The 12071-nt window shown below is 69.1% G+C and carries 9 protein-coding genes; 2 read left to right on the top strand and 7 right to left on the bottom strand.

The window, feature by feature from the left end:
• Nucleotides 1-21: 21 nt before the first annotated feature.
• Nucleotides 22-405, bottom strand: a complete 384-nt coding sequence (locus tag AC1DFR_RS07515) for a VOC family protein (RefSeq protein ID WP_230011753.1) — start codon at nucleotides 403-405, stop codon at nucleotides 22-24.
• A 134-nt stretch (nucleotides 406-539) separates the two neighbouring features.
• Between AC1DFR_RS07515 and AC1DFR_RS07510 the strand changes: the two genes are divergently transcribed.
• Nucleotides 540-968 carry an OsmC family protein gene (locus AC1DFR_RS07510; protein ID WP_026266249.1) on the top strand — a complete coding sequence of 143 codons (429 nt, stop codon included), beginning with the start codon at nucleotides 540-542 and terminating at the stop codon, nucleotides 966-968.
• A gap of 108 nt (nucleotides 969-1076) precedes the next feature.
• Here the strand turns inward: AC1DFR_RS07510 and AC1DFR_RS07505 are convergent, their stop codons facing one another.
• Nucleotides 1077-4670, bottom strand: coding sequence for a S41 family peptidase (locus AC1DFR_RS07505; protein ID WP_476873082.1), 3594 nt, complete (start codon nucleotides 4668-4670; stop codon nucleotides 1077-1079).
• A 74-nt stretch (nucleotides 4671-4744) separates the two neighbouring features.
• On the opposite strand from AC1DFR_RS07505, the gene AC1DFR_RS07500 reads away from it, so the two are divergent.
• A complete protein-coding gene (locus AC1DFR_RS07500) occupies nucleotides 4745-5638 on the top strand; it encodes a TIGR01777 family oxidoreductase (protein WP_476850445.1) in 894 nt (297 codons plus the stop codon).
• Nucleotides 5639-5647: 9 nt separating this feature from the next.
• Here the strand turns inward: AC1DFR_RS07500 and AC1DFR_RS07495 are convergent, their stop codons facing one another.
• From AC1DFR_RS07495 to AC1DFR_RS07475, 5 genes are all read right to left on the bottom strand, one after another.
• Nucleotides 5648-6994, bottom strand: a complete 1347-nt coding sequence (locus tag AC1DFR_RS07495) for a M20/M25/M40 family metallo-hydrolase (protein ID WP_476873081.1) — start codon at nucleotides 6992-6994, stop codon at nucleotides 5648-5650.
• A gap of 3 nt (nucleotides 6995-6997) precedes the next feature.
• Entirely contained in the window at nucleotides 6998-7444 is a 447-nt protein-coding gene (locus AC1DFR_RS07490) for a hypothetical protein (RefSeq protein ID WP_476870594.1), read from the bottom strand.
• Entirely contained in the window at nucleotides 7441-8883 is a 1443-nt protein-coding gene (gene gadC / locus AC1DFR_RS07485; RefSeq protein WP_476873080.1) for a glutamate/gamma-aminobutyrate antiporter GadC, read from the bottom strand. The genes AC1DFR_RS07490 and gadC overlap by 4 nt, the downstream gene beginning before the upstream one ends.
• A 195-nt stretch (nucleotides 8884-9078) precedes the next feature.
• Complete coding sequence (locus AC1DFR_RS07480; protein ID WP_476859831.1) at nucleotides 9079-10365, bottom strand: APC family permease; 1287 nt, start codon at nucleotides 10363-10365, stop codon at nucleotides 9079-9081.
• Between the two features lie 79 nt (nucleotides 10366-10444).
• Nucleotides 10445-12070 carry a serine/threonine-protein kinase gene (locus tag AC1DFR_RS07475; RefSeq protein ID WP_476873079.1) on the bottom strand — a complete coding sequence of 542 codons (1626 nt, stop codon included), beginning with the start codon at nucleotides 12068-12070 and terminating at the stop codon, nucleotides 10445-10447.
• Nucleotide 12071: the final 1 nt, after the last annotated feature.

Genomic DNA, 12071 nt, shown 5'->3' with positions numbered 1-12071 from the left:
TGCCGCCGTTAAACCGGCTTGTCAGTCGCCGGCGATGCAGAATTCGTTGCCCTCGGGATCCTGCATGACATCCCAGTGGAAGTCGCCGATGTCATTGCCCTCCACGAACCCGGCACCGAGGGACTCGGCGCGGGCGCGCAACGCCGCAGGGTCGGGCCCATGGATGTCCAGGTGCAGGCGCCGCCTGCCCTCCGTGGGGTCCTGGACCTGCTGGAAGGCCAGCTGCGGGGCTCCGGTGCCGGCGGGTTCCAGCCAGACGAACTGCTCGAAGCGCGAGGAGACCGCCGTGCCCAACAAGTCGGCCCAGAACTGCGCCAGGCGCCCGGCGTCGACGGCGTTGACCATAATCGTGGCGATACGCGCCACGGGCGCCCCTGGCACCTGCGCATCTTCGGTAAGTTCCATGACGACACTGTACGGGTCACAATCCTCTGACAGCGGAACCCCCGTGCGGCGGCCGCACAGAATCCCTAGGATTGATCACGGCAGGCTCCGGCACCAGCCGGACCCCTGATTCACAACGACGTCGAGGAGTGGACATGGCTACAACACGCACCGCACACACTGTATGGAATGGCGACCTGATGACAGGCGCCGGCAACACCACCCTGGACAGCTCCGGGCTGGGCAACTTCGACGTCACCTGGAAGGCGCGCGCCGAGGCCGCCGAGGGCAAGACCAGCCCCGAGGAGCTCATTGCGGCAGCGCACTCCGCGTGCTTCTCGATGGCCTTCAGCAACGCCCTGGCCCAGGCCGGCCACACGGCCGAGGAGATCAACACCAAGGCCGACGTGACCTTCCAGCCCGGTACCGGGATCACCGGCAGCCACCTCACCCTGGCCGCGCGTGTCCCCGGCATTTCCGCCGACGATTTCCAGCGGCTGGCCGAGGAAGCCAAGACCGGCTGCCCCGTCTCCGCTGCCCTGACCGGCATCGAGATCACCCTGGACGCCACCCTGGCCTCCTAGGCCGGCCGCAGTAAGACGAAGGCCCCCGCCGCCCTGGATGTCCAGGGTGGCGGGGGCCTTGCCATCTGTCCTGCGCGGACCGTCTGTGCGGGCCGCGCCCGGGAGCGCCTAGGCCTGGCCGGCCTGCCGGCGCGCAGGCAGCGGTGCGGGCCGGACCCGGCGGTAACCCTCGCGCAGCGGCGGACGGTCCGTGGGCAGTTCCTGGATCATTTCCTTCAGCGCCCCGATGCCGTACTCCAGCTGCGGGTCGGTTCCGGCGGCGTAGGCGTGCGGCGGGAAGGTCACCTCGATATCCGGGGTGACGCCGAAGTTTTCCACGCCCCAGCCAACGCCACCGGCGAACCAGGTGGCGTAGCGCGGCTGGGTGACGCCGGTGCCGTCGGCCAGCGCGAAGCGGTTGTCGATCCCGACGACTCCGCCCCAGGTGCGGGTGCCAATGACGGGCCCGATCCCCCGCAGCTTGGAGACCTGCGTGATGATGTCGCCATCGGAGCCCGCGAACTCATCGGTGAGAATGATGACCGGTCCGCGGGGAGCGTGGTGCGGGTACGTCCGCGGCTTTTCCCCGCGCGGCATGCTCCAGCCGGTGACCTTGCGCCCGATGAGTTCGGCCACGAGCTGGGAGGTGTGGCCGCCGCGGTTGCGCCGGACATCGACGATCAGTCCGTCCAGGGCCGTTTCGGTGTCGAGGTCGCGGTGGAGTTGTGCCCAGCCGTTGGCCATCATGTCCGGGATGTGCAGGTAGCCGAACGTCCCGTTCGAGGCTTCCCGGACAGTTCGCCGGTTGCCGGAGACCCATTCCTGGTAGCGCAGGCGCTCCTCGTCCTTGACCGGGACCACGGCCACGCGGCGCTGGGCGCCCGCGGCCGCACCATGGCCGGCGCCATTGCGCAGGGTAAGTTCCACGGCGCGGCCGGCCGCGCCGACCAGCTGCATTGCCGGGGTCCGCGTTTGGGTCAGTTCGACGCCGTCGATCGCCAGCAGGACGTCGCCCGGCTTGGCGTCGGCGCCGGGACGGGTCAGCGGCGAAGTGGCCAGCGGGTCAGAGGACTCCCCCGCGAGGATGCGGGTGATTTCCCACCCCTCGCCGGTGAACCCCAGGTCCGCGCCGAGGCGGCCCTGCGGGCTGCTGCCGTTCTCGACAGCGGCCACGGGCCGGACGTAGGCGTGGGAGGTGCCGAGCTCGCCGTGCAGCTCCCACAGCAGGTCCACCAGGTCGTCATGGGAGCCGAGGCGTTCCACCACCGGGCGGTAGCGGGCGTGGACGGACTCCCAGTCCTGGCCGGCCATGTCCTCGGTCCAGAAGAAGTCGCGCTGGAGCCGCCATGCCTCGTCAAAGGCCTGGCCCCACACACTGAGTGGGTCCAGCTGCACCCGGATCCGGCCAAGGTCCACCTTGACCAGCTGGCCGGAGTCCTCATCGGCCTTGGCGGCGGCCGGCGCCACGCGGATCTGCTTGTCCTGGATGAACACGATCTTTTCGCCGTCGCCGGAGAGCCGGTAGCTGTCCAGGGCCTCAACGATCGTGGCGGTGCGGCGCTTGGCCAGGTCGTAGCGGACCAGGCTCGGCGCCGCGCCCTTGTCCTCGAGGCTGGCCCGGCCCTCACCGGTGGTGCCGGCGAGCTCGCTGTCCAGCCAGAGCAGGGCGCCGGCGACGGCGGTGAGTCCGGCATAGTTGCCTTGCGGCACCGGGACCCCGATGACGCGGTGGGCCAGGCCCTCGGCGTCGACCCGCACGGACGGCACGGGTTTTGCCGCCGGCTGGGGCCCGGACGCAGCACCCGCTGTTCCGGCGGCACCTGCCTCGGCGTCGGCGTCGGCGTGGAGGTCGACGCTCGGGCCGAAGGGCGAAGGTGTGTCGGCGGCGAGGGCGACGAGGTACGGCTTGATCGGGCTCGGGAAGGACAGATCGAAGGAGTGCCCGTCGTAGACCGGGTCGAAACTGCGGTTGGAGAGGAAGGCGAGGTATTTGCCATCCGGGGTGAACGACGGCGACTCGTCGCGGAACCGGCCGTCGGTGACGTCAATGATCGCAGCTCCAGTGCCGCCGTCGATCCGGGTGATCCGGAGCCGGCTGCGGGACCCGAAGGACGTGACCGGCTCGGACCAGCCGAGCCACGCGGAGTCCGGGGACCATGTGAATCCCTCAATGCTGCCCTCGCCGATGCTGCTCAGCTGGGATATCGTGCCCGTGCGGGTGTCGGCAAGGTAGATATCACCGAAGGCCGTGCCGACGGCGAGCCAGCGCCCGTCCGGGCTGGCTTCGATGGCGCTGGTCCGGCTGGGCTTGGGGAAGTCGATCCGCGTCAGCTCATCGGAGGCAGGCGCGGCCTCCACGGCGGCGCCCGCACTGGCCCGGTCGGGCTCGGAGCCGGAGATGGAGCCGGCTGCGTCTGCTGCAGCCGGGGCCGGGACCGCTGCGACCGGGCCGGACACGGAACCGTTTGCAGCGGCGGGGATTGATCCTGCTCCGGTCAGGGCGGCGGCGGACACCGGCTTCGGCAACTGCATGCCGGCGTCCTCGGCGGAAGCAGCGGGCTGGGCAGTTGACTCGGCAGCGGACTGCACGGCCGGCTGCGGGGCCTTCGATGCTGCCGCAGCCGCTCCGGCCAGGGGCGCCGCAATGGCTTTCAGGTACAGGGCCTCGACGCCGTCGTGGTCGGCGACATAGGCGATCCGGCCCTCGCCGAAGGGCCGCGGCAGCCGTGCCCGGACGCCCGGGGTGGCCTCGAGGACGCGGGAAGGGCCGTCCTTGTGCCGCAGCCAGTGGACGGTTCCGTGGGATTCGACGGCACTGGACGCGCCCGTGCGGTCCGGTACGACGTCGCCAAGGTGCTTCGAGGGCTTCAGCGGGGCGGGCCTGCGCGCCTGCGAGGCGGAACCGAGCACAATGTCGAGCTTGACGGCCTCGGCGTCGAGCCTGGGCAGCAGCCAGAGCTCACCGGCCGATTCGAAGATCACGCGTTCGCCGTCGGTCGCGGCGTGGCGGACATAGAAGTCCTCGTGGTCCGTGTGGCGCCGCAGGTCGCTGCCGTTGGGCAGGACGGAATAGAGGTTTCCGTAACCCTCGTGGTCGGACAGGAACGCGATCCGTCCCTTGACCCACAGGGGGTCCGTGAGGTTTCCGTCCAGCGCGGCAGCGAGCCGGACGAATTCACCGTTTCCGTCGGCGTCGATCCACAGCTTGCCGGCGGCGCCGCCGCGGTAGCGCTTCCACCAGGCCGGCTCACGTGACAGGACACTGGCGAGCACCACAGGGCGTTCGTCGCCGACGACGGGGCCATAGGCCACGGACTCGACCGGGCCGAACGGGAGTTCCTGCGCCCAGCCGCCGGTCACGGGGAGGCTGTAGGCGTGGGTGTGACGGCTGTCGGACTGGCGGAACGCGCTGGTCACCAGGACGTCGCCGTCGGGGGTGAAACCCTTGACCCGGGTGGAAGGGTGGCCGAAGTAGCTCAACTGGCTGTAGCCGCCGCCGTCGACGTTGGCCGTGACGACTTCCGGGGCAGTCCCTTGGACGACGGTCCAGACCAGACGCTTGCCGTCGGGGGTGAAGCGCGGGTTGCGGGCCGGCAATTGCAGGGAGGATACGCGCCAGGCGCGGCCCCCGCCCACGGGTGCAATCCAGACGTCGTCCTCGGCCACAAAGGTGACCAGATCGCCGTGCAGATGCGGGAAACGGAAGTAACTCGAGGGGGTCATCGTTCGATCATAGCCACAACGGTCCTTACGGCCCGGGAGGTTTCGCGGCCGTGCCGGGCATGGTGAGATGGATCATGCGAATCCTTATTGCCGGGGCCTCCGGGCTGATCGGAACTGCCCTTTCGGGTGCACTGCGCAGCGAGGGGCACGACGTCGTCGCCCTGGTCAGGCGTGCCCCTGCGTCCCCAGCCGAGTTCCAGTGGGACCCGGCTGCCGGCCGGATCGACGACACCGCACTGAAGGGCGCGGACGCGGTGGTCAACCTCTCCGGCGCCGGAATCGGCGACCGACCCTGGACCAAGGCGCGGGTCAACGAGCTCCGCGCCTCCCGGCTGGGGGCTACCCGGACCCTCGCGGCCGCCATGGCGCGCACCGACGCGCCGCCCGCCGTGTTCCTGAGCCAGTCGGCCTCCGGTTACTACGGCAACGCCGGTACGGCGGTGCTGCGCGAGAACGCGCCGGCCGGCACCGGCACCCTGTCCCGGATCTGCGTCGACTGGGAGGCCGCGGCGCATGAGGCGCCTGCCGGAGTCCGGGTGGTCACGCCCCGCACCGGCGTCGTCCTGAGCCGTTCCGGCGGCGCACTGGGCCGGCTGTTGCCGCTGCTGCGCCTGGGTGTCGGCGGCCCGCTCGGCGATGGCCGGCAGTTCTGGCCGTGGATCACTCTGCCGGATGTGGCTGCCGCCTTTTCCTTCCTTCTCTCGGCGCCCGTGTCCGGGCCGGTCAACGTCTGCGCCCCCGAAGCCGCAGATGTGAATTCCCTGATCACGCAACTGGCCAGGGCGCTGCACCGGCCGGCGGCGCTGCGGGTACCGGCCCCGGTGCTGCGGCTGGTGATGGGCGATCTCGCCGAAGAACTGCTGCTCGCGAGCCAGCGGCTGGAGCCGGCCGTCCTGGCGGAGAACAGCTTCGCCTGGAAGCACCCGTCCCTCGCCGGGGCCGCCGCCTGGGTGGCAGGGCGCGGCTAGCTGCCGCTATTAGCCGTGCAGCGTCGCGTACCTCCGGAGGAAGAGGGCCAGGGACTCTGCCAGGGCCCTGATCTCGCCCGGATCGACGCTCTCATTCGGTGCATGGATCAGGGCGAGCGGCTCCTCGACGCCGAGCAGGATGATCTCCGCGTCCGGGTAGGTGTCGGCGAAGACGTTGCAGAGCGGGATCGATCCCCCTTGCCCCAGGGTTGTCATGGGCGTGCCGTAGGCCTGGGACATCGCGACGCTCATGGCTTCAAAGGCCGGGCCGCCGACTGCCGCCTGGAATGGCGACCCGATGGCCTCGAGGTCCACCGTGACGTGGACATCCCAGGGCGCGGCCGCCTTGAGGTGGCTGACCAACGCCGTGTGCGCGTCGGCGGCCGCCATGCCCGGCGGGACGCGCAGGTTCAGGCGCGCCGAGGCCCGCGGCACAATCGCCGCCGTCGAGCCGGTCACAGCCGGGCAGTCGATGCCGAGCACGGTGACCGCGGGCCGCGCCCAGAGCATGTCGGACACGGTGCCGTCCCCCAGCAGGGACACTCCCTCCAGGACGCCGGCGTCGGTGCGGAACTGCTCTGGCGGATAGGGCGCACCGGTCCACGTCTGGGCGTTGTCCAATCCCATGACCGTCGTGTTGCCTTGCCGGTCCCGCAGTGATGCCAGCATGGCGATCAGTGCGGCGAGCGCGTCGGGGGCAGCACCGCCAAACATGCCGGAGTGGAGCTCTGACGCCATCGCCTCCACCGTCACCACGACATTGACCATCCCGCGCAGAGTTACGGTCGCGGCGGGGTGGCCCACGGCGGCGTTGCCGGTGTCGCAGACCAGGATGGTGTCGGCACGGAGCAGGTCCGGGTGGCCGGCGACGAACGCCTCGAGCCCGCCGGTGCCCTGTTCCTCCGACCCCTCGACCACCAGCTTCAAGTTCACCGGTACGTCGCTGCCGAGCGCCCTCAGTGCGAGCAGGTGGGCGAGGATGTTGCCCTTGCAATCGGCGGCGCCCCGGCCGTACCAGCGGCCGTCCACTTCAGTGAGCTCGAAGGGCGGGGTCCGCCATGCCGAGTCATCGAGGGGTGGCTGGACGTCGTAGTGCGCGTAGAGGAGCACGGTGGGCGCGTCCGGATCGGGTCCGGGCCTGGAGCCCACCACCGCGTCGGAGCCGTCCGGGGTCCGTTCGAGGTGCACATCCGAAAATCCGAGTCCGGCGAACTTGTCCAGCACCCACTGGGCAGCCTTGGCACACTCCTCGACGGGAAACTGCCGCGCATCCGCCACCGACCGGATGGCCACAAACTCGGCGAGCTCCTCCCGTGCCGGACCCATCAGATCGGTGATGCGGGCGCGCAGGTCCACGGCTCACGCACCACCCGTGTGGTACGTCTTGAGGTCGTCGATGAACTCCTGGAACTCAGCGAGCTGGTCCGGGCAATAGACCTTGATAATCGCGAGCTCGCCGACGGCGATCCGGGCGTTCCCGATCACCGGCCTGTATCCCGGCCCGGTTGCCCCGTTCGCCAGCTGGCTCAAGAAGGTGGCCCGGCTCAACGCACTGTTCGGGTTCGCGCAAACGGCACCGCCGTCGTCACCGAGCACCCGAGCTATCTGCTCGCGCGAGGGTGCCGTCCCGCCGGCTGATTCGATCGCCGCGATCAGCTGGTCGGCCTTCGCCAGGGACTGTTGCGTCTCCCTCGCCGACCGGAAATTCAGCAATGCGACGACGGCGAACACCACCAGCAGGATCATGGCAACTATGTAAACGACCGAGCGGCTGCGCCTGGTCGAGGACTCCTGATGCGTGCTCATGACCTAGGTGCCTCCGTCTGAGCGTCTTGCTCCGGCAGCTTACACGAGGGTTTGCGGAACCTGTAAAAGAGGAACGGCACGAGCAGGCCAAGTCCCAGCGCGCCGCCGGCGACGATCAGGAAATAGACGGCCGGATCGCCGTTGCCAAACTGCGACGGCGGGACGAACCCGACGAGCAGGGCGGCCAGGGAGGCGGTAAAACCGACGCCGCAGAGCCCAACCAGCATTGGCGCCCGGAAGCCACGCGCGTGGTCCGGTTCGTTGCGGCGCAGCCGGACGGCGGCCACGAACATCAGCAGGTACATGATCAGGTAGACCTGCGTGGTGATCACCGAGAAGATCCAGTACGCGCTGGAAACATCCGGGATCAGCGCGTAGCCAAGCGCGATCACGGTGGTGACGAGCCCCTGGACCACCAGGAGGTTCTGCTGGATGCCGTTCTTGTTCAGTTTCTGCAGGAACGGCGGGAGGTATCCTTCCTCACGCGAGATCAGCAGCAGGCCCTTGGACGGACCGGCCAGCCAGGTCAGCATGCCGCCGAGGGAGGCGGCTACCAGCATGATCCCGAGGATCGGTGTCAGCGCCTGGAGGTTGAAGGAGGCCAGCACCGCGTCGAAGGCCTGCATGACACCGGCTGTGAGGGAGAGTTCATCGGCCGGGACGATCCAGCTGATCGCCAGCGCCGGCAGGATGAAGATCAGCAGTACCAGCCCCATGGCCAGGAACATCGACTTCGGATACTCCTTACCCGGGTTCTTCAGCGAGGACACGTGCACCGCATTCATCTCCATGCCGCTGTAGGACAGGAAGTTGTTCACGATCAGCACCAGACTGGCCAGCCCGGCCCATTCGGGCAAGAAGTTTGCCGCGGTCATCGGAGCGGCGGACGGATTGCCCTGGCCGAGGAAGACCACACCCAGGATGACTAGCAGGGCGCCCGGGATCAGGGTGCCGATGATCAGGCCACCGCTGGCCAGGCCCGCCACACCCTTCGTGCCGCGGGATGAGACGTACACGCCGGCCCAGTAGAACACCACGATCACCAAGGCCGTCCACACGCCGCTGCTGGCCAGCGCCGGGTTGAAGACGTAGGCGAGCGTGCTCGCGACGAATCCCAGCAGGGTTGGATAGTAGAAAATCGTCATCGCGAACTGGCACCAGACCGCCAGGAAGCCCATCGGTTTGGAGATTCCGGACGATACCCAGTTGTAGATGCCGCCCTTCCATCCGGAGGCCAGCTCGGCCGACACGAGGGAGGTCGGGAGGAGGAAGACGATCGCGGGAACCACGTAGAGGAAGACTGAGGCGAGGCCGTAGACGGCCATGGTCGGGGCCGCACGGAGACTGGCCACCGAACTCGTGGTCATCAATGCCAGGGCCACCCAGGAGATCCACACGGCCGGTGGTGCCTTCGGCCGGGTCACTGCCTGTTCGCTCACGTGAGCCACACCCTCCAGTGCCCCGTGGTCTGCGCCACGGGCCAGGCGGAGCTAAACCGCCTGGGGCGAGTACTCGTCGGCTTGAACATGCCCACTGCCCCCCTTATCACAGAAAGTGCTCGGTGCCTACAGCATGGACCTAGGAATTAGCAGGGAATAGTCCCCAACTCCCCTATACGTCAGATCGCCGGGGTGCTAATTTGCGCGGTTTCGGGCGCGCTTCCACAGCAAATCGGTGATCAGCGCCAGTGCAAGGATGACCACCAGCGCGGCGGCGGTGGCGGGTTCATTGACGAGCGTGGTTGTGCAGAACACGACGAACGTTCCCAAGGTCGCAATCAGGGCGATGATAAGCACCAAAAGCTTGGCCCCGGTCTCCCGGTACACCTTGAAGTGGGCCATCGTGACCGCGGAGAAAATGAGCAAGGCTACCGCACTTCCAAGCGACGCGATGCTGTTGAGGTTGAACGCCACCACCATCACCGCCGCGAGGCCGGCCATGACCAGCAGCCCAACCGGCACCTGCCTGCGGCCCACGGAGCGGCCGAAGACCGGTGGAAACTGTCCCACCGAGGCGAGATGCCGGGTCATCCCCACGGAAGGATAGAGGCTGGCGTTCACCGCCCCGGAAGTGGAGAGCAGGGCGGTGATCACCATCAGCACATAGCCGAACTGGCCCAGCGTCGGCTTGGCGGCCTCGGCCAGCGCAGTGGCGCCGTAGGCGACGACCTCGTCGGCGGTCAGGGTCCCGAAAACTCCCAGCGAGACGGCGACGTACACCGTCGTGGCGATCGCCAGCGCCAGATACATGGCGCGGGGCAGTTGACGGGACGGGTCAGGCAGATCCTTCGCGGTAAAGGTGATGACGCCGAACCCGAGGAAGGCGAAGAACGTCAACGCCACGCTCGCGATGATCTCGCGGACGCCCGGGTAGCCGGCCGGATCCAGGAGCGCTGGGTTCCAGTTCGCGATCGTGACAATCGCGAACACGGACAGGATGGCCAGCACCATCTTCACGATCACCGACTGGACTCTTGCGACCGCCGTGGAACCGACCGCGTTCAGGACGGTCATGACCAGGATGAGCGCGACCGCGAACACTTTGGCCCAGCCTGGGTCGCGACCGGTCAGGACTGCACTGGCATATCCACCGAAGGACGACGCCACCATTGCCCCCACGATCGCGCCGGTCACGTAGAACAGCCACGAAACGATGCCTGTAGCGTGCCCCTCCCCGAACCCCCGGGCCAGGTAGGCCAGCATGCCCCCGCCCGATGGGTAAGTCGCGCCGAGCTTCGCGAACGAGTACCCCTGTAGGCCGGCGATGGCGCCCGCCACCAGAAAGGACACCCACACAGCCGAGCCGGCGACAGCGCCGGCTGCGCCCAGCAGCGCGAAGATTCCCGCGCCCACCATGGAGCCCACCCCGATGAACGCTGCTTGAATGACGGTCATCTGCTTCTTCGGAACCGTGGTCGACATGGCGTCCCTCTCCGGCGTCAGGCTCTCGCTAGCAGCCGTCTCGGTGGGAGGTTACCACCGCGCCCTGAAGCGTGGAACCCTAGCCGGCTCCGGGCCCCGGAGGTAGCACGTCCTGGATCCGCCAGCGCCCGTCGACGGGCACCAGGACCAGGTGAAGCTGCTGTGCGGAGGCAGCGGGTACTTCGGCCACCGTGGCGCCGTTCCCATCGATTTCCCGGTAAGCGGAAGGTGCAGTGGTGATGGTCACCACTGCCCGGGCGGGGCTGCTCTCCGCGGTGGTCTCGATCCGGGTCAGGGAGGTCGAGAATCCGGCCAGGACGTGGCCGGAGGCGGTGAGCTGCGCTTTGATGCGGCCGTCCGAGGCGGCGGCCGCCGAGTCCGGGGCGTTGACGGCATCGAGCAGTCTGAAGTCGCCGGAGCTCAGTGCCAGTGAACGGAGCCGGGCCAGGCCGCGGACCGCCTCCACCGGGTCGGCGGAGGCCAGGAGTGCCTCAAGATCGGGAAGGATGGCGGTGGCCCCGCCGTCGGCGGTGGGGGGCGGCGGCCCGCCAACCGGCCCCTCCGACGGCGCCGCCGGTCCCTCGCGGCCCACGGGACTTCCTGTCTGCACCGGCGCATCGTGGCCGCACACAAACCCTGGAAACAGCCCGGCGACGGCGTCGGAGGCCGGCCCGCCACCGGCCAGCAGCCAGGTGCCGGCCAGCAGGACTGCAGCGGCGAGAGCGGGCAGCAGCGCCCGCTGCGCGGGAGTCCGCCGGAATCCGCGGTGGAGTCCGGCTTTCCGGATAGCGCCTGGGCGCCGGCCCGGGCCGGACTGCACAGCCTTGCGTGTGAGCAGTTGGGGGATGACGGTGGGGTGCACGGAGACCGACAGATCGACGGGCTCCGCCCGGGCGCTGCGGTAGACCATAGCGGCAAACTCCGCCGCCGGGGGACGCTCCCGGCGCTCACCGCTCAGCCCCGCTTCGAGGGCGGCAACCAACGCTGCCGGCACCTCCGGGACCAGCAGGCTCAGCGGTGGACGATGCGCGCCGGGCTCGGGGGCCCGTCCGGTGAGGCAATACCAGCCCAGGGCGGCCAGGGAGTAAATGTCGCGTTCGGGCTGCAGCCCGGCCCGCACAGCGTCCGAGGGGGCGGGATCCTGGAATCCTGCCGTGCCCTCTTCCGCGACCGGAGCGGCATCGGCCACCATTCGCGCGACGCCGAGATCGGCCAGCAGCGGTTTGCCGTCGGCCGTGAAGAGCACGTTGCCGGGTGCCACATCACCGTGGGTGAAGCCTTGGCCGTGAAGGTATGCCAGGGCCTGCGCGATGGGAGTCAGGACCGTCACCGTTTCGCCGGGACCCAGACGTCCCCGGCTTCCCACGAGCGTCGCCAGCGAGCCGCCGGGTGCGTAGTCCAGCGCAAGCCCGAGGCCGCTGCCGCCAGAGTCGTGAACCGGCAGGCGCACCACGGCATGGACGCGAAGCAGGTGGCTGTGTGCCAGGGCGGAGAGGATCCGGACTTCGCGCCGCATGACGTCCCCGCCCTCGGATTCTTCCGGTGCGGCGCGGTCGGCATCGAAGCATTTCAGGGCGAACTCGCGGCCCGTTGACTGTTCGGTCACCAGCCAGACCGTGGCGCTGCCGCCGCGCCCCAGCAGCCGTCCGACGTCGTAACCGGGAACCTGGGGGGCCGCACCGGCGGCCGGCGGGAGATCTTCCATA

It is taken from the genome of Arthrobacter sp. 05T410 (assembly GCF_056396505.1).
The sequence above is the reverse complement of the archived record's forward strand: the minus strand, read 5'-3'. Positions and strand labels throughout refer to the sequence as shown.

Excerpts from the sequence above, each read along its gene's own strand:
- AC1DFR_RS07515 (WP_230011753.1), bottom strand. The coding sequence starts at position 405 with ATGGAACTTACCGAAGATGCGCAGGTGCCAGGGGCGCCCGTGGCGCGT.
- AC1DFR_RS07480 (WP_476859831.1), bottom strand. The coding sequence starts at position 10,365 with ATGTCGACCACGGTTCCGAAGAAGCAGATGACCGTCATTCAAGCAGCG.
- AC1DFR_RS07505 (WP_476873082.1), bottom strand. The coding sequence starts at position 4,670 with ATGACCCCCTCGAGTTACTTCCGTTTCCCGCATCTGCACGGCGATCTG.
- AC1DFR_RS07510 (WP_026266249.1), top strand. The coding sequence starts at position 540 with ATGGCTACAACACGCACCGCACACACTGTATGGAATGGCGACCTGATG.
- AC1DFR_RS07475 (WP_476873079.1), bottom strand. The coding sequence starts at position 12,070 with ATGGAAGATCTCCCGCCGGCCGCCGGTGCGGCCCCCCAGGTTCCCGGT.
- AC1DFR_RS07500 (WP_476850445.1), top strand. The coding sequence starts at position 4,745 with ATGCGAATCCTTATTGCCGGGGCCTCCGGGCTGATCGGAACTGCCCTT.
- AC1DFR_RS07490 (WP_476870594.1), bottom strand. The coding sequence starts at position 7,444 with ATGAGCACGCATCAGGAGTCCTCGACCAGGCGCAGCCGCTCGGTCGTT.